We start from the raw sequence: 20,676 nt of genomic DNA, 5'->3' as shown, positions 1-20,676 counted from the left end.
CTATTGTTAGCCAACTGACCAAATTAAGCAAAACTTGGTCAGTTATTTGACTATTTTACTATTTTCCAGATGGAGCACGACAGGTAGGGAAAACCATGCTGATCAAACAAATGCTTACAAACCGAAAGAAGAGGATTTTCTCATCCACCGGTGAAGATATGGATCTAGCTACTATCCTTACAACAAGAAAAATTGAAACATACCAGCTATTTTTTCATTCCTATGATATTATTTTCATCTTTAATCGACTTGATGTTCACAATGATCTAGAAGCCCTCTTGGCGGACCTATGATTAGAAAAAGATCGACCTTGTCGTAGAAGCGGGAGGAACCCTTACCGCCTACGAGATAAAATGGCAGAGCCAAAGGAGAAAAACAATCAGCCAATGGCTCGAAACCTATAAAACCCCAGTAAGCCTGATTTCGCGAAACCAATTTCTTGACGTACTGTTGGAACCTACACAATAGGAGAATTAATAAACCGGTTCTTTTCTGCCCAGAGTCCCAGGGCAGGATTGGGGACAAAGAATATCCGCTCTCCATCGGCCATGGTATTCCAACCCAGACTTAGCTTTGTAATAGCATACCGCTCAAGAGCCTCTGACAGGTCACCCCATTCATAGCCGACGGATTCAATCTCTTCCCGGCTCACCCCCGGACCAGGACAATAGCGAACCGTAAAGCGTCCTTCGCTCGAACCATGAATCAGATGAGCTGCTGCACTGAGCGCTTCCTGCAGTTCCCTATCAGCTTCTACCCGCCGCCGGATTTCTGCCGCGGGCCGATAACCATGCTTCCGAATAAGAGCATCGATCCCCCGATCTTCACCAAACCGCTCCAGTCCCGGTGCCAGAATCAAGAGTTCACCCCCATCGGCCATGGCCATCCGGGTACGATACACCGCCTTGTTTCCCAACCAGGTGGTCCGGAACTCCTCAGGCTCCAGATAAACAACCGCCTTTTGTATAGGTTCATCCAGCAGATCCACATTCACCTGCCGGGCAAGGGCTGCAGCCTTTTCAAAGCAGGACCGGCCAAAACCTACAAAGAGCCCCCGGACTGCAAGGGACCCGGGCTTTTTCCCTGTACGATGGGCCTCTGCTTCGCTCCTGCTTCCCACGACCGTAAGCGCCCACAAGATAGGCGGTAAAAGGTTCCCGAAACGGCGATAGCCCTCATCAAACAGGGCCCGGACCGGTGTATTCAAACGGCCCATCATCCGCTCCATGCCATAGGCTGCACCGGTAAAGTGGCTTTTATCGATAGCCTCCTTGCCGCCGGTTCCCACAAAGAGGTTTTTTAAATGGTTTGCCATCCCAATAACTTCGTGGGGAACCACCTGGCCAAGGGAAACAATAAGAGAATAGTCATTTTCCAAGAGGGCCTTGTTAACCTGCACCGGCCAATCAAAACGAACTGCCCCCTCAGCAGCCTGTTCAACCCAATCAGCTTCCAGGCGCCCCAGGGTGAGTACATCCCGCCTCCAATCATGGCTGCGAAACTTCTGCAGAGGCGTACCGGGAAACATCCGGGCTAGCTCTCCCTCAGTCATGGGCATATGGGTACCCAGGGCAGGCATAACCATGCCAAGCCGGTCCCCCGAGGACCACCTGGTGAGTATGCGGCTTGCTATGTCGGTCAGGTAGCCTGCCCGGGAATGGAACCTGGTCCCGTCCGGGGGAAGGAGCGCCACCGGACCTGAATGTACCCGTGCCAGTGCCTGTTGTAAGGCCTCTGAAAAGGACACTTCAATATCCTCGTCAGATAAATCTGCATCCACACCGCCTAATTCGAGAAGTAACACATCTTCCTTGGTATCTATCAGTCTCATTAGGATTCCTTTGCCGGTTTTACACCAAGAGCATCACTTAAGGTCTTACTGTTTACCATCAGAATAGGTTGATGGGTTGCTTCCAAGGTATCCCGCCAGAGACTGCCTTCAGGATCCACATGGTTCCGTCGGGAGACCGCTACCTTGGTGGGCAGATGAACAAATTCATTATTCACAAGCCCGATAAGCACCTTGGTTTTCCCCGCCATAGCTGCATGAACCGCCGCATTGCCAAGCCGTTCACAGTAAATTGAATCGACAGGCTCCGCCGGGGACGCCCGGATGGTATAGCTGGGATCTATATATTTAAGATTTATTTCCATACCCTTAGCGTCAAAATAGGCCTGAATCTTATCCCGGAGATATATACCCACATCGGCAAATTTCAGGTTTCCCGATGCGTCGGTCTTTGAGTCCTTTACGAGCTGATCCTGCATTGCCCCTTCGGCTACTATAATAACCGCATGTTTACGTTTTTCCAGCCGTTTTTCCAGGTGAGCAAGGAGCCCGTTCGGCCCTTCGATATCAAAGGGGACTTCGGGAATAAGCACAAAATTCACTTCATGGCTCGCTAGGGCCGTATGGGCTGCAATAAAGCCCGATTCCCGTCCCATGAGCTTTACTAGACCAATACCGTTAATCTGGGAATGGGCCTCCATGTGGGCCGCCGTCACCGCTTCGACCGCCTTTACCACCGCCGTATCAAACCCAAAGGACTTATCGATAAATGAAAAGTCATTATCTACCGTCTTGGGAATCCCAACCACGGCAATTTTTAAGCCCCGCCGGGTAATTTCATTGGCAATATCCAGCGCCCCCCGCTGGGTGCCATCGCCACCGATAGCAAAAAGGATATTGAGATTCAGCCGCTCAATGGCATCGACAATTTCAGTTACCTGCTTGCCCCCACCACGGGCAGTTCCTAGTATGGTACCACCAATCTTGTGAATATCGTCTACAATATCCGGATCCAGCGGTTTAATATCAAAACCATATTCGGGTAAAAAGCCCTTGTATCCATATTTTATGCCAGAAATCCGGCGAACCCCATAGAGATACCAGAGGGCCCGCACAATAGCCCGGATAACATCGTTCAAACCGGGACAGAGACCACCGCAGGTTACAATACCCGCATGCACATGGTTCGGCGAAAAATAGATTTTTTCCCGGGGACCGGCCTTTTCAAAGACCATTTTCCGTTCTACCTTCGGCTGATCGCCGAGCTTTACCTCTGACCGGTAGCGGACAAACTCTTCGTCACTTACATAATTTGCTATAAAATCACCGGAAATCCGGGAAAGACTTATGGGAGATTCTATGGTTCGTTTGCCAAGATCCTCAACGGTAAAATCAAAATCATCACTCATGGGGTCCTCCTTGGGGCCAGAAAAAGTATCTTGCAACAAGTATACGATTTCATACATTCACCTTCAATGGTGCGACAAAAAGTCGGACAATATTCGCTTATAGACCTACTCTATACTCATAGGCTATCATCCCATCTTAAGGAAGAAATCATCATGCAGGTTGATGAACGGCTGGACCGGCTAGAGATTAAGCTCGCCTACATCGAGGACTTTGTTGAGCGGCTGCAGGCGGTTGTGGTAGAACAAAACAGGCTCGCGGAGAAATTACAACAGGAACACCGGGTGCTTAAAGATAAAATACTCCTTCTTACTAAGGAACTGGAAGAAATCCCCAACCGCAAACCGCCTCATTATTAAGCTCATCCTCAGATCCCTTGCAGGACTAATAGCTTATAGTTATACTAAGGTTCTCATTATGGAGGATGTATGCTCGAAGAACGAATAAAAACAGCCCTAGAAGATGTACGCCCCTCACTCCAGGCCGATGGGGGTGATGTGGAATTTGTTTCCGTAAGCGAAGACGGGGTGGTCTCTCTTAAACTTACTGGTGCCTGCGGTTCCTGCCCTATGTCCCAGATGACCCTGCGAATGGGGATTGAAAAATACCTAAAAAAGGTTGTTCCTGAAGTTAGCTCTGTTATCGGTGTATAAGCGCCTCTGTCTGTAGTGTCCCATACCTATAACCCCTTAAGAACACAGTTTTTACCCATATCTCAGGAAGATCTGGCAGAACGGGGCTGGGACAGCCTCGATTTTGTCTTTATCTCGGGGGATGCTTATGTGGACCATCCATCCTTTGCTGCTGCCGTTATCGGCAGAGTGCTCGAAGCTGAGGGCTATCGGGTGGGCATCATAGCCCAGCCGGACTGGACGAATCCTCAAAGCTATCTTGCTTTGGGAGTACCCCGGCTCGCATTCCTCGTTGGAGCAGGCAACATGGATTCCATGGTGGCCCACTATACAGCCAACCGCCGCAAGCGGTCAGAAGATGCTTACTCACCGGGCGGCAAAGCGGGATACCGGCCTGACCGGGCTACCCTCAAGTACGTGGAGGGTATCCGCAGTGTTTGCAAGGGAGTCCCTGTCATCATCGGAGGTATAGAAGCCAGCCTCCGCCGGCTTGTCCATTACGACTACTGGACCGATAAGGTTCGCCGCTCCATACTCCTCGATTCCAAGGCGGATCTCCTGGTCTATGGCATGGGAGAAAAACCAATCACTGAAATAGCCCGGCGTCTTGCCGCAGGGGAGCCAATTCATACCATTACCGATGTACGGGGGACCTGCGTTTTTAACTATGGAGAACCACTGCTCGATCCTCATTGTACTGTTCGGCTCCCTGACTTCGAAACGGTGGCCCGTCCCGATGAGACGGGCAAGCGTGCCTATGCCTGGCATTTCATGCTCCAGAAAGAACATGCGGACCCCATTTCGGGAAAGATACTCATCGAAAAAACCGACACCCGCTGGGTTATCCAAAATCCACCGCCTCTTCCTCCCACTACAGAAGAACTAGACCATATCTATGAGCTTCCCTACACCCGTCAGTCCCATCCGGTCTACCAGCAGGCTGGAGGCATCCCGGCCCTGACCGAAGTAGCCTTTTCCCTCGTTTCGAGCCGGGGCTGTTACGGCAGTTGTTCCTTCTGCGCCATCACCTTTCATCAGGGCCGGGTAGTTCGAGGCCGCAGTCAGAAAAGCCTTCTCCGGGAAGCAGCGCTGCTTCGAGAACTGCCAGAGTTTAAGGGCTATATTCACGATGTAGGAGGCCCAACAGCAAACTTTTTCAGGCCCCCCTGTCCCAAACAGGCTAAAGGCGGCGCCTGCACAACAAAAGAATGCCTTTCTCCGGAAGCCTGCTCTACCCTTAGAGCGGATCACCGGGAATACCTGGAGGTACTTCGAAAACTGAGGGCTTTACCCGGCATTAAAAAGGTATTTATCCGATCGGGCATCCGTTTCGATTACCTTCTGCTGGACCACAACTTTGGCGAAGCTTTTCTCGAAGAACTCTGCGCTTATCATGTTTCAGGCCAGCTCAAGGTAGCCCCGGAGCATGTATCAGATACGGTACTCAATATCATGGGAAAAAGCGGCAACCGGGTCTATGAACAATTTAGAAAAAAATTTGAAGCGATTAACCGGAAGCTGGGTTTAAAACAATATCTCATACCCTATTTCATCGCGAGCCACCCGGGCTCCGGTCTCAATGAGGCCATAGAACTGGCCGAATATCTCAAAAAAACGGGCTTTATCCCTGACCAGGTGCAGGATTTTTACCCAACCCCGGGGACTCTTTCGACAGCCATGTATTACACAGGCCTAGACCCCCGCACCATGGGACCAATCACGGTAAGCCGAGGCGAACGGGAACGAAAACTACAAAGAGCTCTGCTTCAATTCGATAAACCGGAAAACTGGCCCCTGGTTCGTGAAGCTTTGATACAGGCAGGAAGGGAAGATTTAATCGGAAACAGACCGAACTGTCTGATACCGGGTACTGCAAGCTCGGCACATCAAAAGCCAGAGGCACCACACAAAAAAAGCGAGCCCCGGTCAGGAGGAGGAAACCGACCGGAGCTCAAACACAAGTCTCGCCGCACGCCCTCGTCATAACAGTAAACAGCAGAACCCCTATGGGGTTACAATGTTTTCACAACAATTATGGGGACCTCTATGCTCCCTGAATAATTTCCAGGACCTGTTCCCGCACCAGGTTCCGTATTGCCTCATCACGGACCCGGCTTGAGCCCCGGAAACTGCCATTCCGCACCACACCATGGGCTTCCACCGCCTTGGAGATGGCATCCACAAAGACAGAACCGGCCACCACAGCATGCACATGGTCTGCTACCTGCAAAGCCTGGGCATGACTGCGAATTCCAAAGCCCCCTAACACCTTTGAACCGCCACTCCCGCAGAGGGCAAGGAATTCCTTCGTACTGTCTGCAATTTCCGTTGCCTGACCGGTAATCCCCGTACGGAGTGCCGCATATAGATAGGGACGACCCAGGGATACCATATTGATGAGCCGCTCCCGGCTCATAGAGGGGGCAGCCACAGGGATCGCAGAAATGACCGGCTCAGTATAGGCGGCACAGGCTGCCGCAAGCCCCTCATCCCTATCAAAGGGAAGGTCCGGCACAATGAGCCCGGATACTCCGGCCTGATGCAGCCGGTGCACAAAGGCATCCACACCGGGACTTACCACAAGGTTAGCATAGGCCATAACAAAAAGAGGAATCTGAGGATAGCGCCCCTTAAGCTCCTGAACCAGGTGGAACGCATCGGCGACCGAAAAACCCGCCTCCAGCGTTGCCGCACAGGCATTCATAATGCTTCGCCCATCCGCACTGGGATCACTGAAGGGAATCTGCACCTCAAGATACCTCGTACCAGCCTCTACCAGGGCTTCGGCTGCTGCAAGACAGCCCGAAGGGTCTGGATAATTGGCCACCAGATGGGCCATAAGAGTAATCGGTTGCATTACTTGCCTCCCTGTCCATTGTCAGATTGGCCGCTGCCAGCCTGAGCAATACCAGCCGCCCGCTGAACTTCCAGAGCTTCCAGTTCCCGCTGTAAAAAGGCTTCCCATTCCCGGGGCCGCAGGAGCGGGGCGGTGATAAAAAGGTCCTTGTCGCCCCGGCCGGACATATTTACCACCACCGTCTTGCCCTTCGGAAGGGAACGGGTCAGGTTGATGGCCGCCGCTCCGGCATGGGCGCTTTCCAGAGCAAAGATGACACCTTCATTCCGAGCAAAGAACTGCAGAGCTTCCAAGGATTCCTGGTCTGTAGCCCGGCGGAATTCCAGACGGCCCGAGCGGCCCAGGGCCGCCAGCTGGGGCCCGATCCCGGGGTAGTCCAATCCCGCTGATATGGAGTGGGTCTGGCCCACCTGGCCGTCTTCGGTGAGCAGGAAGCGGCTCTTGTAACCATGTACAATACCAGTACGGGCACCTTCACCGGTCATTCGGGCCGCATGGTTTCCCGGTTCGGGGCCCCGCCCCCCCGCTTCTACACCGATAAGCCGGGGCACCTCCTGGTCCAGATAGGGCTCAAAAAAGCCGATCGCATTGGAACCGCCGCCCACACAGGCCACCAGGGCATCGGGGGTACGGCCAAATTCGGCAAGCTGCTGCTGTACTTCCCGGCCAACAACGGACTGAAAGGTTCGCACCATATCCGGGTAGGGGGCGGGGCCCAGGGCACTGCCAATAACATAAAAGGTATCCTCAAATGAGGCAGCCCAGTCCCGGAAAGCCTCATTTATCGCATCCTTCAGGGTTTGGGAACCGCTTTCTACCGGCACCACCTGGGCACCGAAGAGTTCCATGGTGGCCACATTGGGCTGTTGACGGTCCACATCGACTGAGCCCATGTAGACGGTGCAGGGGAGTCCCAGTTTGGCGCAGGCCGCCGCCGTTGCAAGGCCGTGCTGGCCCGCACCGGTTTCGGCAATAATCCGTTTTTTACCCATCCGCTTGGCCAGCAAAACCTGCCCTATGGCATTATTAATCTTATGGGCGCCGGTGTGGGCCAGCCCTTCCATTTTGATAAACAGATCTGCCCCGCCAAGCAGTTTACTGGTATGTTCCGCATAGAGAAGCGGCGTCGGCCTCCCAATAAACTCGTACCGCAGCCGTTCCAGTTCCCGGATAAAAGCCTCATCCTTCATGGCCTCATAAAAGGTCGTTTCTATTTCTTGAATGGCCCGCAGGAGCACCTCAGGTACATAGCGCCCCCCATAGGGTCCAAAGTAACCAGCTTCGCTTTTCATCAATCTACTCCTATCTCTTGTTGAGGCACCTGTGGCAAATGTATGTGAGAACTTTTCTCATTTGGTAACCTCTTAAAACTACGATTTTTGGAGGTCCCCCATTGCATCCCAGCCACTTCAATTTCTCTCAAAAAAAGTTCCAGTTTATTCCAATCCTTCTTGCCCGGCTCCGCTTCGAGCCGGCTCGATGCATCGATAAGTTCAGGCCCATAGCGTGCTACGACTGGTCCTATCGTATCAGGGCCGAGACCTCCGGCAAGCCAGAGACTGCTCCTTCCCAGTTCTGGGATCTCTTTGCAAAGCTCATCTAGAAGTTCCTCGCCAATCATGGTGCCCGTACCGCCGCTTTGACCTTCAAGCTTTGCATCTAGAAGTATGCGGACTACACCTCTTGCAAGGAGCCTCCGCACCAGATCTATATCATCAGGGGATCCCACCGGTACCACCCGATAATGGGGCAGTTCATCCAGCAGGGGATCTTCCATGAGAGGATCCCCATGCCATTGGATGGCATCCAGGATACCTTCCCTGCAGAGGGTAATCGCCGCTTCTGCGAGGGGACTATCGAGTCTGTTGATCACCCCTACCAGGAGGGGTTGACTGCCTCTAAACTTTGAACCATTGGTACCAACGGGCGGAACCGATTCGGCCAACCGTGCGTGCAGAACATCTCCGGCAAGGATTCCTTGCAGGGCTTGTCGGATTTCCCTGACCACCGGCGTTTGGACAGTACGTTTGCTTTCTGCAAACACAAAACCTAACAAGTCTGCCCCAAGCGCAGCGGCTTTCAGGGCATCCTCGGTCCGAGTGAGTCCGCAGATTTTTACGAGGGGGAGACCGGCCCCCAACCCGGGGCTGGCTGGAAACTGGGAACTAGCTCCAAACTGGGCACTGGGTCTAAACTGAGTGTTCGCTTTAAACTGAGGGCCGGCTTCAAACTGGGAGCCGCTGCTCAGAAAGTACTGCGGAACACCGGAGGCCCCCTTCGCTTCCCGCCGCTCCGCCAGGGCACGCCAGAAGCGGCCTATGCTAGTCGGCCCTTTCGTAGGCGATTCTGTCATCTCGGCGAGGCCCCCCCCTGCCGATCCACCTGCGGTCCTGCTATCTTGTCCAGCCTGCATGAAAGCGGAAACCAGTTTCGCCGCTTGTTCAGGGTTTTTAGCCGCTCCTTCTCCCACAAGGATGCCCTGGTAACCCAGTTTTGCCGCATAGCGGGCCATGGCAGGGCTGTGTATCCCCGACTCGTATACAGCCCGTACCGGCAATCGTCTAATCATTGCCGCCGGAATCAGGGGGTCAATGGTAAAAGTCGCCAGGTCCCGGGCATTGACCCCTGCTAAAACCGGGTAATGCCTGCTGACTGTCACAAGTTTCTCCACATCTTCTTCAGTACGGACCTCTACCAGAGCACAGAGGCCCAGATCATGAGAGCGGGCAGCCATAGCCAGGAGGCGGTCAGCATCAAGAATACGGGCGATGAGAAGTACCGCATCGGCACCGCAACGGTAACTTACCTCAACTTCTTCCTCAGTGAGGAGAAAGTCCTTCCGTAAAAAGGCCAGCGGCTTTGTATGATGGGTAGGACTCTGCAGAGCCTCCTGTGGTCCCGGACCACCGCCACCTGAGACACCATCGCTTCGACTTGCAGTGAGAAGGTCCAACAGGGAACCCTTAAAAAAGTGGGGCTCCGTCAGAACCGATACGGCACTAGCTCCTGCTTCCTGATATTGTCTACAGAGGGTGGGTACATCCAGGTTGGGTGCAATATCCCCCTTTGATGGGGAAGCCCGCTTAATTTCCAGAATGGCTCCCCGTTTCTGTAAAAAGGGGACAACCGGCCGTTCACGAGCCCTCGGCAATTCAAGTCCGAAGGTAGGGCCCAGTTCTGAGAGGTCCCGTTTCCGCTGCTCGATAATGGTATCCAGAATATCAGGCACAGGCTTTCCTCTGTTGGGCAAAACAGCGCAGGGCTTCGAGCTTCTCCGCCACGGCCCCGGAAGCCAGGGCATCGGCAGCCAGCTTCGCTCCCTCGGCAATAGAACCAGCCCGGCCAGCCACATACAGGGCCGCCCCGGAATTAAAGGCTACCGCCGCTTCGAGGGCCGGGCGGCCCGCACCGGCAATAAGATCCAGAGCCAGGGCCGCATTATGTCGGGCATCGGCTCCGGCAAGTTCCGCAAAATCATAGGTCCCGAGGCCTAAAGCCGCAGGATCAAACACAAAGCGGTGTATCGCACCCGATGCATCCATTTCTACTATATCCGTGGGGGCCGAGGGGGATATTTCATCCATTCCATCCCGACTATGCACCGTCAGCACCCGCTGCACCCCCAGAATGCGGGCCGCCCGGGCCACGGTCTCGAGGAGCGCCTCATCATACACACCGATCACCTGGTAGGCCGCATCAGCCGGATTGGAGAGGGGCCCCACCAGATTCATCAAGGTCTTAATACCGAGAGCTTTCCGGGCAGGAGCGGCAAAACGCATGGCCCCATGGTACACCGGCGCAAAGAGGAACACAAAATTGGTTTCCGAAAGCATGGTCCTGGCTTCGGCGGGGCTCATGGTTACGGGGATTCCGAGGGCCTCATAAAAATCCGCACTGCCGGACCGGCTTGATACGGCCCGGTTTCCGTGTTTTGCAATGGGCAGTCCGCAGCTGGCGGCCACCAGGGCGGCCATGGAACTGATATTAAAGGTTCCGAGTCCATCACCACCGGTACCGCAGGTATCGGTAAGATCCGGGAATTGGGCTCCGCCTGGAACCAGGAAGGGCGTCTTTTTCCGGCGCAGCACTGCAGCACAACCAGCGATCTCTTCTGCACTGGGCCCTTTGGCTGAGAGGGCTGTCAGCATTGCCGCAATACGGGGGGTATCGAGGGAACCTTCGGTGAGTTCTTCCATGAACGCTTCCGCTTCACTCTGGGATAAATGCTCCCGCCTCAGGGTTTTTTCAAAAGATCGCTTAAAGGCAAAGGGCTCCCGCCGGTAATTCAAAAAGGCCCGGATCAGGGCCTCACCATCAATACTTGCCACCGATTCCGGATGGAATTGAATGCCTTCGATCGGCAGAGTACGGTGCCGCAGACCCATGATATCCCCATCGTTAGATCGGGCACTTATTTCCAATTCGGGGCTCAGGCCATCTTCAGCTACGACCAGACTGTGGTAACGGGTAAAGGTTCCCTTCGGTCCAATGGTACGGAATAGCCCCTTTCCATCCAGATTGATGTCTTCCACTTCCCCGTGGCGGATATGTTTGGCTCCCACTATGGGGGACCCAAAGGCATAACCAATAGCCTGGTGCCCCAGACAAACCCCAAGAATCGGACGGCGTCCTGCAAAATGCCGAATGGCATCCACACTAATACCCGCATCTTCGGGACGCCCCGGCCCAGGAGAAATAACCAGGTGACTCGGTTCCAGGGCTTCCAATTCGGCCAGGGATATCTCATCATTTCTGATGACTCGGATTGCTTCACTGCTCAGCCGGGCAAAATACTGGTACAGGTTATAGGTAAATGAATCATAGTTATCTATGATGACAATCATCGCGTTCCTCCTGATATGGCCGTCCGCAGGGCGGCCAATTTTTCGTTAGTTTCTTCCCACTCTCGGTCCGGTGTGGATGCATAAACAATCCCAGCCCCGGATTGCAGATGCCACTGGCCATCTTTCACCAGGGAAGATCGAATGGTGATACAGGTATCAAAACCGCCATGGACATCAAAGTAGCCCACTGCACCGGCGTAAAAACTCCGGTCAAACCGTTCCAGGGACGACACAATTTCTATGGCCTTAAGCTTGGGAGCACCGCTTACGGTTCCTGCCGGAAAGGCGGCACGCAAAACCCGGGGACCGGTTACGCCTTCATCGGGGATGCCCTCTACCTCGGAAACGATATGCATCACATGACTGAAGTGTTCAATTTCCATGTTTCGGCTGACCGTAACCGAACCAGGCTTGCACACCCTTCCCAGGTCATTCCGGGCAAGATCCACGAGCATCAGATGCTCTGCCCGTTCCTTAGGATCCTCCAAGAGTTCCTGCTCTAACTGCCGGTCCTCTTCGGCGGTCCTTCCCCGCCGGCGGGTTCCCGCAATAGGCCGAATAGATGCTGTCCCGTTTCTCAGACGAACCAGACTTTCCGGAGATGCCCCGAGGAGCTGATAGGTGCCAAAATCAATATAAAAAAGATACGGGGATGGACTGGTAGAACGGAGCCGGCGGTACCCTTCCAGGGCAGAAAGGCTGCTGTGCCCTGTAAGACGGCGGGAAAGGACCGCCTGCAAAAGGTCCCCTGCAACAATCCGTTCGTGAATGGCGCGTACCCCCTCTTTAAAGATCTGTTCTTCCAGTACTTCATCACTTACTACTTCGAAGGGTGCAGGATCAGCAGACTTTTCCAGATAGGTAAAATCCAGATCATCGAGACGGCGCTTAATTTCTGCAACCCGCTTTTCGAGATCAATATGATGCTCTGCATAATTAAGCCCCACAAGATGCATGATATCCGTATAGTGATCGATAACGAGGTACAGATGGCCTATAATAAACTCAGCTTCGGGAATTCCGATGGAGTCGGGCTTTATCGCAAGCCGCACCGTATCACAGCGGCGGACAAAATCGTACCCAAGAAAGCCAATACCCGCTCCTGGGACGGGAAGATCGGGGGCAGTATTCCGGTTCTGTAATGCAAGACCATACAGTACATCCAGAATGTCATGGACCGAACTATCAGGCCAGGGGCTTTCTTTACCGTTCAACTCCCAGTACACACCGTCGTTCTTTTGACGAATCCTGAAAGCTTCATCAAGCTGGATAATCGAATAACGTTCTCTTCCCTTTTTAAAAGACGCCGATTCCAATATGGCGACAGCACCCAGCTTCTTGGCTGCCGTAAAGGGGGTGAACCGCTCCCCGGGCAGTGAAACAACTACCCCATCATCCCGTATGTCTGCCATGACACTCCTCTATGTTTCTTTATATAGTAACACTATGGAATATAGCAGTTAAAAACGTTTCTGTCAATAGAAACAATAAAATTAAATAAAAAAAGCGTGGCTATTTTTATTTAATTTTGAAAACTAAAGCTCTTCTAAACCCCTATTTGTTAGGTAATATGAAAGTTCAAACAAGTTTTGAATCATATGGGTTTTTGGAGAAAAATCCTGGACGGTTCCAGTTCCACTAAGGACTGCAACAAAAGATGCGCCAGCAGCTATGGCCATTGCCTCATCGGCAGGGGTATCCCCTATTACCAAAATCTCAGCAGGAGTAATGTTACAAGAGTTGGCAAAGGCGTATACGGAATATGGATGAGGTTTCGGCATTTCTACGGTATCGGATGTGGCAATAAACGTAAAATAATCAAGAAATCCTACCGTTGCCATATCCCGTTTTGTGTTTACGAGAGAGTCTGATGTAGCGAGTCCCTGGTATAAACCCAATTTTTTAAAAAAGTTTAAAATCTCTTGAGAACCCTGTGCAGGTATTGGAATAATTGGGTCATGTTCCAGAATTGCAGAGAGTTTAGACTTTGCTAAATCAAAAAAACGTTGTTTTTTCACAGAAATAAAAGAATCCATTTCACAAAAGGCGATATAGAATTCATTAATAATGGCTTCGCTGGTTCCCGAAGCCAATGGACCATGACTAGCAACAGACCCGTCTGGTTTAACACCTAACCGAACAAGCACTCGCTGGATATAATCTTGCTCCATGAAGTATGAAAATCCAAATTCCGTCGCAATTGCCTTAGCTAATTTCCGCTCCACAGCAACCCAACTCCCAAAAGTATCCAACAGAGTTCCATCCTTATCCCAGAGCACAGCTTTACTAGCTAACATGTTATAAGACTGTTCCATTGTTGAATAAATTGTTTTACAACCGCGGAAGGATCTGGTGCTCCCCATATTGCGGATATAACCGCAACTCCTGAAAGATTGAGGTTGCGTATTTCCTTTATCCGTTCGGGAGTTATTCCTCCGATACCAATTAGGGGTATTCCTATCATTTTGATGAGTTCAATCTGCTGATGATGGACCATAATGGCATCATTTTTGCTGCTTGTTGGGAATAGAGAGCCAAGGCCCAGATAATCAGCACCGTCATGGCGGGCTCTTTCCGCATGTTCCAAAGTTTGTACCGATAAACCATATATTTTATTCGGCCTCCATAGTTTTTTTGCAACCTCAAGAGGCAGATCCCCTTGTCCCAGATGGATTCCATCTGCCTCCAGAGCCATAGCTAGATCTAGACGATCATTTACGATCATTGGAACACCCTTTCTGGCAGTCAGTGCACGAACCTTTTTCCCTAATTCAAATATATCTCGATCGTTAGGCCCGGACTTTTCCCGAAACTGAACCCAGGTAACTCCAGCATCAATGGAAATTTCCAGAATTCTAAAAAAATCATCGCTGGAACAGAAAGAACGATCGGTTATTAGGCACAACCTTGCATCAAAGGGTAACATAGGTGATCCTTTCTTCCCAAACATAATCTGAAGGAGTTAGAAGGCTAATCGCATCAAATAAATTAATGCGAAATTGTCCAGACCCCTGCCCTGGTTTTAAAGCTATTTGAGCCTTTTCTCCTGCCAGTTTCATAGTTAAAACGCCTAGGATAGCAGCGAACAGTGGAGATGCCATAACACTACTGAAACAGCCCACCAGAGAGGATGTCATACAGCCAGTGCCGGTTATCCGGCTGAGCATTGGGCTACCTCCACTAATTTTATACAACAATTTACCATCAGTAACCGTATCTATGGCCCCGGTAGCAGCTACAATTGATCCACTTGATCGTGCCAAAGCTAATGCAGCTTGATCTGCATTACTATCCAGGGAATCAACCCCCCGTTGATTGGACACCTCTCCCGCAAGAAATTTTATTTCAGCGGCATTACCTTTAATGATTGTCGGTCGAACATTCCTGAGAATTTCTTTTGCCGTACTTTGTCTGAATTGGGTTGCTCCTGCTCCAACGGGATCAAAGACAACCGGTTTGCCTATTTCCCGAGCTCGAGTACCAGCCTTTATCATAGAAGAAATGGCAGAGGGATGTAACGTTCCCATGTTGATTACCAATGCACCTGCAAAACTAGCCATTTCACCCGCTTCCTCCGGACTATCAGCCATTACCGGGGATCCACCTAATGCAAGGGTAATATTCGCACAATCGTTGATTGTAACCGTGTTGGTAATATGGTGAATAAGTGGCGAAGAAGATCTGATGTTCTCTAAAACACCCGCAATATTTATTGTTTCAAAATGAGTTTGGTTCATAATTGTGGCACCTCTCCCTGATATAAATTATAAAAATGATGAATAGGACCGATCCCATGGCCTATATTAAGACCATGTTCAATACCAACTCTGACATAATTTTTGGCATATTCTATAGCTTTAACAATCGTTAAACCTCGAGCTAAATATGCTGCTATAGCACTTGAAAGTGTACATCCGGTACCATGGGTATGCTGGCTAGCAAGCCGTTCTCCCTTAAAAATGTATACTCCTTGAGTAGTTACTAAAACATCGTCAGCATCGGATTCCCGATGCCCCCCTTTTATAAGAACAGCTTTCGCTCCAAGGGATAAAATCTTTTTTCCCGCCCTTTCTAATTCATCTATTGTCTTCGGTATAAATCCTGCGAGAAACGTTGTTTCGGGAAGATTAGGAGTAATCAGATAGGCTAAAGGAACAATTTCGGACAAAAACACTTCCCTTGCGGTATCATCCATGAGAGGATATCCATGTTTACTTAGTAAAACAGGATCAACCACAACCAAGTCAGGATGATACCTGCGTAATCGCTCTCCTGTCACTTTCATCACATCGGCATTACCCAGCATTCCGATTTTTACCGCATCCACCCTTATATCTGTGAATATCGCATCGATCTGCGTACCGACAAAATCAGCTGGGATAGGGTATATTGCATGAACCCCCTTTGTGTTTTGTGCGGTGAGGGCTGTAATAACTGACATGCCAAAGACCCCACAGGCGCTCATAGCTTTTAAATCAGCCTGCACACCTGCACCTCCACTTGTATCGCTACCCGCAATGGAGAGTACCTGTCGTAAATATTGCTTATTGATACGTTCTTTTCGTGCGGCATCCATCTGTATCGAGTACATAATCCCTCCTCGTTTCGTTATTGAGGGATACCCGATCGGAGGCGTATTCAAACTTTTCCATCAGGGAAGAGCTAGGCTTAAAAAAAACAAGCGCTCCCCGTCGACGGAAAAGCGCTTGCATTAAATAACAGTTCTTATTTAATACTTGCATTGCTTCCCTACGACAGTGTTAACTGACAGGTTCCAAGGGTCAGGTTTTAACCTTCTCAACCGTGAGGTTCCCCCGCAATAACAAAAAACAACTGATATAAGACTATCATATTCAGACTTTTATGTAAAGCCGAAAAATACCAGTAACTAAGATACTAGCTCAATTATTCGCATAATGTATGTAAAAGATTTACCATCTCTATGGCACTTAGAGCAGCATCATAACCTTTATTTCCCGCCTTTATTCCTGCACGTTCAATAGCCTGTTCTATGTTCTCTGTCGTGAGAACTCCAAAAATCACAGGTTTTCCCATAGATAAAGAGACTTGAGCAATTCCTTTCGATACTTCAGCAGCTACATAGTCAAAATGTGGTGTTGATCCTCGGATTACCGCCCCAAGACAGATAACCACATCAATTTCTTTTTTTTCGGCCAGTTTTTTTGCTATGAGGGGGATTTCAAAAGCACCTGGAACCCAGATCACAATGATATCTTTGTCGTCTATACCATGTCGTTTTAGTCCATCAAGCGCTCCTTCGAGCAATTTTGAGACAATGAACTCATTAAATCTTCCCGCCACAATTCCAACTCGAATCTTTTGAGCAATGAGATTTCCTTCTATTACTTTCATTAAAAACTCCTATCCATATCGATTAATGATTTATCTATCGATGAGTTCAAGTTGATGACACATACGTTTTTGTTTAGTTTGTAAATAAAATGTATTATACTCATTGGCTTGAACACAAATGGGAATTCGTTGAGAGACCTGTATACCATTTTGTTCTATACTTTTAATTTTTTGTGGGTTATTGGTTATAAGCCGTACCTTTTGTACACCTAGATCTTTTAATATCAAAGCTCCAACCCGATAATCTCGCATATCCGCTGGAAAACCAATTTGTAAATTTGCATCAACCGTATCCACCCCAGTATCTTGCAAAGCGTAGGCTTTTAATTTATTGATTAGTCCTATCCCACGGCCTTCTTGCCGGAGATACACAAGCACGCCACGACCTTCGGTAGAAATTAATCTTAATGCTTCTTTAAACTGTTCACCACAGTCGCATCGTAGTGAACCGAAGGCATCCCCTGTAAGACACTCAGAATGGATTCGACAGAGTACAGGTCGAGCACCCGAAACATCACCCATAGTAAGCACAACATGTTCCTTTTTAGTGATGTTTTCTGTATAGCCTATAAGTTTGAAGTTTCCATATTTTGTTGGAAGAATAGTCTCGGTTTCCCTCGTAACACCACATTCTTGTTCTTTTCTATACCTTATAAGATCATCAACACTTATCATGCAAAGGTTATGCGTTTTTGCAAAATTTTCCAGTGATTTCTGTCGAGCCATAGAACCATCTGAATTAAGTATTTCGCATATCACACCTGCAACAGCTTTATTTGTTACATCTGGTATTCCACTTCTGGAAAGTTTGACCAGATCGAGAACCGCTTCTGTATGTCCTTGTCGTTCCAAAACGCCACCAGTACAGCCAGCAAGGGGAAAAACATGCCCAGGTTTTCGAAAATCGAAGGGGCCACAAGATGTATCTATGAGCTTTTGTATCGTGTAGGATCGCTCAAAGGCAGAAATTCCTGTTGTTGTCTCTTTATGATCTACAGAAACCGTAAAGGCAGTTCTATGATTATCTTCATTGGTATAAACCATTGGCTGAAGTTCAAGTTCTTGTAATCTCCTTTGCTCCATGGGAACACAGATAAGACCACAAGCAAAATGAGCCATAAAATTAATAATTTCAGGAGTAACAAATTGAGCATCAATACAAAGATCTCCTTCATTTTCCCGTTCTGGATGATCTGTAATAATTACCATTTTTCCCGCTCTAAAGGCTTTAATCGCTTCATCAACTCTATTCATTTCACTCCTCCTATAAATCCAGATAATTTCAATAAGTTTTCAAGTAAAGCAGGATCTTGGTCGTGCAACGTAGTCTCATATTGAGTGGTGAGTAAATTTTCGATATATCGAGCAATGAGATCACATTCGATATTTATTGTATCCCCAACCTTTTTCTGTTTTAAGCTTGTATACATCATGGTATGAGGAATAAGAGAAACAAAAAAAGAAGTATGAGAAACATCGCAGACTGTAAGGCTAATGCCATCAAGTGCAATAGATCCTTTTACTGCTATATATTTTAATAGATTAGGGTTACAGGTAATCTCTATGATTGATGCAATATCTTTTTTAACTAGTGAACGAATTAGTCCCCTCTCATCAACATGACCGCTGACAAAATGTCCACCTATTCGGCTTGTAGGTGTTAGGGCCCTTTCAAGATTAACAGAATCTCCGTTTTGTACATATTCAAGATTAGTTCGATAAAGTGTTTCAGCCATAATATCCGCTGTAAAATATGAAGGAGCAATTTCAGTAACCGTAAGACAGACCCCATTTACTGCAATGCTATCCCCAACATGGGTTCCCTGACAAACCCTATGTGCATTAATCTTGATTTTTGCTGATTGATTTCCGCGAATAATAGAACGTATATACCCAATCTCTTCAATTATGCCGGTAAACATATTGCACCTTGAATTACAATATCCGATCCGCAAAAATCAACATGAATATGTTCAATTTTAAAAGCATTCGATAGGGTCGAAAAACCATCACCTGCAATGACTGTTTTAGCTTTTACACCACCAAGTAATATAGGAGAAATATAAAAACGCACAGCATGCACTATCTCTGCCTTTAATGCAGAGAAAGCAAGGGTGCCACCACCTTCCAGTAAAATACTATCGATATTCATAGTTCCTAGGATGCTTATCAGTTCCTGAAGATCTACCCGACCGTCTCTTAGCTTTGTATAAATAAGTTCTACACCCATAGTGGTAAGTTTTTCTGCTTTCTTAGAATCGCTGTTCTCTGTAGTAGCTATGATTGTTCTTATATTCCGGGCAGTTCGAACAATGTTGGATTCTAAAGGGATCCGAAGATGACTATCAGTGATAATACGGATAGGATTCTTGCCTTCAATTATTCGTACGGTAAGTTCAGGATCATCAGAAAGTACTGTCCCAATACCACACATTACAGCCATATATTGACTACGAAGACGGTGTACATCCTTGCGTGATTCCTCACAGGTAATCCATTTTGAATCTCCAGTAACGGTTGCTATTTTCCCATCCAAAGACATTCCTGATTTTAATAATACATAGGGTTTTTTTGTCGTAATGTAGGTTATAAACACAGGGTTTAATTTTCGGCACGCATCTTCAAGGACTCCGACCTGGACTTCAATTCCTGCATTTTTTAAAATCGTAATTCCTTTACCAGACACTAATGGATTGGGATCTTCCATTCCTACTACTACTGAAGGGATACCACTTTTTATAATTAAAGATGTACAAGGAGGTGTTTTACCGAAATGGCAACAAGGTTCTAAAGTAACATAGAGTGTTGTAGATGCAAAATCGGTACATCCAGCCTGTATGGCATCATTAATCGCCATTACTTCCGCATGGGGACCCCCATAAAACTCATGAAAACCACAACCTATGACTTTACCATGCTTTACAATAACAGCCCCAACTAAAGGGTTTGGATTCACCCTTCCAATACCCTTCTGTGCAAGATCAAGGGCCATTTTCATAAAGAATTCGTGCATAAAAAAACCCCGTAAACACCAAAGTCTACAGGGCTACATACACGTTTAATAACAAAAATTGTTAAAGGTACATGTATCTTCTTCCATCCAGACTGTACTGTCGGCTTCGGAGTTTCACCGAATCATGCTAAAAAACGGACAAACCGTATTATAGCTCGCGGGCTTTACCGCCGGTGGGGACTTTCACCCCGCCCTGAAGAACATAGTTTCTAAATACCAATTTTATACTTCTATGTCAAGATGCAAAAACTGCTCCTAACAACGGGAATTATTTTAAAATAACTTATAGGTATGGTACAGATAACATCAAGAAAGAAAATAATTACCACCAACCGAAGGCAGTACCGCAGCGAGTTACATACCACACAAAAATAATACCAATTACAATCGCATAGGTGATAAACCAGGGCATCATGGCACCCCGCTCTTTTTTAAGCAAAGCCCACTGAAATACACTAAACCCAAGACATACAACATAACCAATGAGAGCTAGAACCCCATAGCTAACATTGGGAAGAGCAAGGGCATCAATACCAAATACAAAAGTAAAAGCAAAAAGTACTACGAGGACTAAAAATAAAAGCATACTAGTTCTGTTATCCATCATGAACTCCTTTACGAAGCAATACGATATATTTTAGTATACCCTGTAAGAGGATACTTGTCCATTACAATTAGAACTTTTTCAAAGCCATAACTTTTCCAAAACCATTTCATTGACGATACAGCTAGCCTGTGCTATAGTATGAGTAATCCAGTTT

At 48.5% G+C, this 20,676-nt stretch carries 20 protein-coding genes and 2 riboswitches; of the genes, 4 read left to right on the top strand and 16 right to left on the bottom strand.

All coding sequences use genetic code 11. The annotated features are described in order from the left end of the window. Nucleotides 1–95 precede the first annotated feature (95 nt). On the top strand, nt 96–293 hold the full coding sequence (locus SPICA_RS00905) for a hypothetical protein (RefSeq protein WP_013967665.1): 198 nt from the start codon (nt 96–98) through the stop codon (nt 291–293). A 164-nt stretch (nt 294–457) separates the two neighbouring features. On the opposite strand, the gene SPICA_RS00900 is transcribed toward SPICA_RS00905, so the two are convergent. Further along, nucleotides 458–1,831, bottom strand: coding sequence for a nickel-dependent putative hexonate epimerase (locus tag SPICA_RS00900; RefSeq protein ID WP_013967664.1), 1,374 nt, complete (start codon nt 1,829–1,831; stop codon nt 458–460). Further along, on the bottom strand, nt 1,831–3,198 hold the full coding sequence (locus SPICA_RS00895; RefSeq protein ID WP_013967663.1) for an ATP-dependent 6-phosphofructokinase: 1,368 nt from the start codon (nt 3,196–3,198) through the stop codon (nt 1,831–1,833). Before SPICA_RS00895 ends, SPICA_RS00900 begins: the two co-directional genes overlap by 1 nt. Nucleotides 3,199–3,264: 66 nt before the next feature. Here SPICA_RS00895 and SPICA_RS00890 point away from each other — a divergent pair, with 66 nt between their 5' ends. The 3 genes from SPICA_RS00890 (at nt 3,265) to SPICA_RS00880 (ending at nt 5,814) form a co-directional block, all read left to right on the top strand. Beyond that, complete coding sequence (locus SPICA_RS00890; protein ID WP_237255882.1) at nt 3,265–3,555, top strand: SlyX family protein; 291 nt, start codon at nt 3,265–3,267, stop codon at nt 3,553–3,555. A 69-nt stretch (nt 3,556–3,624) separates the two neighbouring features. Next, entirely contained in the window at nt 3,625–3,849 is a 225-nt protein-coding gene (locus SPICA_RS00885) for a NifU family protein (RefSeq protein WP_013967661.1), read from the top strand. Nucleotides 3,850–3,864: 15 nt separating this feature from the next. Beyond that, nucleotides 3,865–5,814, top strand: coding sequence for a YgiQ family radical SAM protein (locus tag SPICA_RS00880; RefSeq protein ID WP_013967660.1), 1,950 nt, complete (start codon nt 3,865–3,867; stop codon nt 5,812–5,814). A gap of 58 nt (nt 5,815–5,872) precedes the next feature. On the opposite strand, the gene trpA is transcribed toward SPICA_RS00880, so the two are convergent. The 14 genes from trpA to SPICA_RS00810 form a co-directional block, all read right to left on the bottom strand. Continuing rightward, on the bottom strand, nt 5,873–6,685 hold the full coding sequence (gene trpA, locus SPICA_RS00875; protein ID WP_013967659.1) for a tryptophan synthase subunit alpha: 813 nt from the start codon (nt 6,683–6,685) through the stop codon (nt 5,873–5,875). Further along, on the bottom strand, nt 6,685–7,977 hold the full coding sequence (gene trpB / locus SPICA_RS00870) for a tryptophan synthase subunit beta (RefSeq protein WP_013967658.1): 1,293 nt from the start codon (nt 7,975–7,977) through the stop codon (nt 6,685–6,687). The genes trpA and trpB overlap by 1 nt, the downstream gene beginning before the upstream one ends. Further along, the gene (gene trpF, locus SPICA_RS14575) at nt 7,977–9,914 is read right to left on the bottom strand and encodes a bifunctional indole-3-glycerol phosphate synthase/phosphoribosylanthranilate isomerase (protein WP_013967657.1); all 1,938 of its coding nucleotides are present in this window, start codon (nt 9,912–9,914) and stop codon (nt 7,977–7,979) included. Before trpF ends, trpB begins: the two co-directional genes overlap by 1 nt. Beyond that, entirely contained in the window at nt 9,907–11,529 is a 1,623-nt protein-coding gene (locus SPICA_RS00860) for a bifunctional anthranilate synthase component II/anthranilate phosphoribosyltransferase (protein WP_013967656.1), read from the bottom strand. Before SPICA_RS00860 ends, trpF begins: the two co-directional genes overlap by 8 nt. After that, complete coding sequence (locus SPICA_RS00855) at nt 11,526–12,941, bottom strand: anthranilate synthase component I (RefSeq protein ID WP_013967655.1); 1,416 nt, start codon at nt 12,939–12,941, stop codon at nt 11,526–11,528. The genes SPICA_RS00860 and SPICA_RS00855 overlap by 4 nt, the downstream gene beginning before the upstream one ends. 123 nt (nt 12,942–13,064) lie before the next feature. Beyond that, entirely contained in the window at nt 13,065–13,826 is a 762-nt protein-coding gene (locus SPICA_RS00850; protein ID WP_013967654.1) for an HAD family hydrolase, read from the bottom strand. Continuing rightward, on the bottom strand, nt 13,820–14,455 hold the full coding sequence (thiE, locus tag SPICA_RS00845) for a thiamine phosphate synthase (RefSeq protein WP_013967653.1): 636 nt from the start codon (nt 14,453–14,455) through the stop codon (nt 13,820–13,822). Before thiE ends, SPICA_RS00850 begins: the two co-directional genes overlap by 7 nt. Continuing rightward, entirely contained in the window at nt 14,442–15,266 is an 825-nt protein-coding gene (gene thiM, locus SPICA_RS00840; RefSeq protein WP_013967652.1) for a hydroxyethylthiazole kinase, read from the bottom strand. The genes thiE and thiM overlap by 14 nt, the downstream gene beginning before the upstream one ends. Further along, nucleotides 15,263–16,120: a bifunctional hydroxymethylpyrimidine kinase/phosphomethylpyrimidine kinase gene (gene thiD / locus SPICA_RS00835; protein WP_013967651.1), complete on the bottom strand. Its 858-nt coding sequence runs from the start codon at nt 16,118–16,120 to the stop codon at nt 15,263–15,265. The genes thiM and thiD overlap by 4 nt, the downstream gene beginning before the upstream one ends. Before the next feature lie 137 nt (nt 16,121–16,257). Next, a riboswitch (TPP riboswitch) is annotated at nt 16,258–16,355 on the bottom strand. A gap of 79 nt (nt 16,356–16,434) precedes the next feature. After that, complete coding sequence (gene ribH, locus SPICA_RS00830; RefSeq protein ID WP_013967650.1) at nt 16,435–16,902, bottom strand: 6,7-dimethyl-8-ribityllumazine synthase; 468 nt, start codon at nt 16,900–16,902, stop codon at nt 16,435–16,437. A gap of 30 nt (nt 16,903–16,932) precedes the next feature. Further along, entirely contained in the window at nt 16,933–18,156 is a 1,224-nt protein-coding gene (locus tag SPICA_RS00825) for a bifunctional 3,4-dihydroxy-2-butanone-4-phosphate synthase/GTP cyclohydrolase II (RefSeq protein WP_013967649.1), read from the bottom strand. After that, complete coding sequence (locus SPICA_RS00820) at nt 18,153–18,824, bottom strand: riboflavin synthase (protein ID WP_013967648.1); 672 nt, start codon at nt 18,822–18,824, stop codon at nt 18,153–18,155. Before SPICA_RS00820 ends, SPICA_RS00825 begins: the two co-directional genes overlap by 4 nt. Continuing rightward, the gene (gene ribD / locus SPICA_RS00815) at nt 18,809–19,915 is read right to left on the bottom strand and encodes a bifunctional diaminohydroxyphosphoribosylaminopyrimidine deaminase/5-amino-6-(5-phosphoribosylamino)uracil reductase RibD (RefSeq protein ID WP_013967647.1); all 1,107 of its coding nucleotides are present in this window, start codon (nt 19,913–19,915) and stop codon (nt 18,809–18,811) included. Before ribD ends, SPICA_RS00820 begins: the two co-directional genes overlap by 16 nt. A gap of 71 nt (nt 19,916–19,986) precedes the next feature. Then, a riboswitch (FMN riboswitch) is annotated at nt 19,987–20,120 on the bottom strand. 117 nt (nt 20,121–20,237) lie between these two features. Further along, nucleotides 20,238–20,522: a hypothetical protein gene (locus SPICA_RS00810; RefSeq protein ID WP_156789600.1), complete on the bottom strand. Its 285-nt coding sequence runs from the start codon at nt 20,520–20,522 to the stop codon at nt 20,238–20,240. Between the last annotated feature and the right edge of the window lie 154 nt (nt 20,523–20,676).

It is taken from the genome of Gracilinema caldarium DSM 7334 (assembly GCF_000219725.1).
Taxonomy (GTDB): Bacteria; Spirochaetota; Spirochaetia; order Treponematales; family Breznakiellaceae; genus Gracilinema; species Gracilinema caldarium.
Note: the sequence above shows the minus strand (reverse complement) of the source record. Positions and strands in the feature narration are given on the sequence as shown.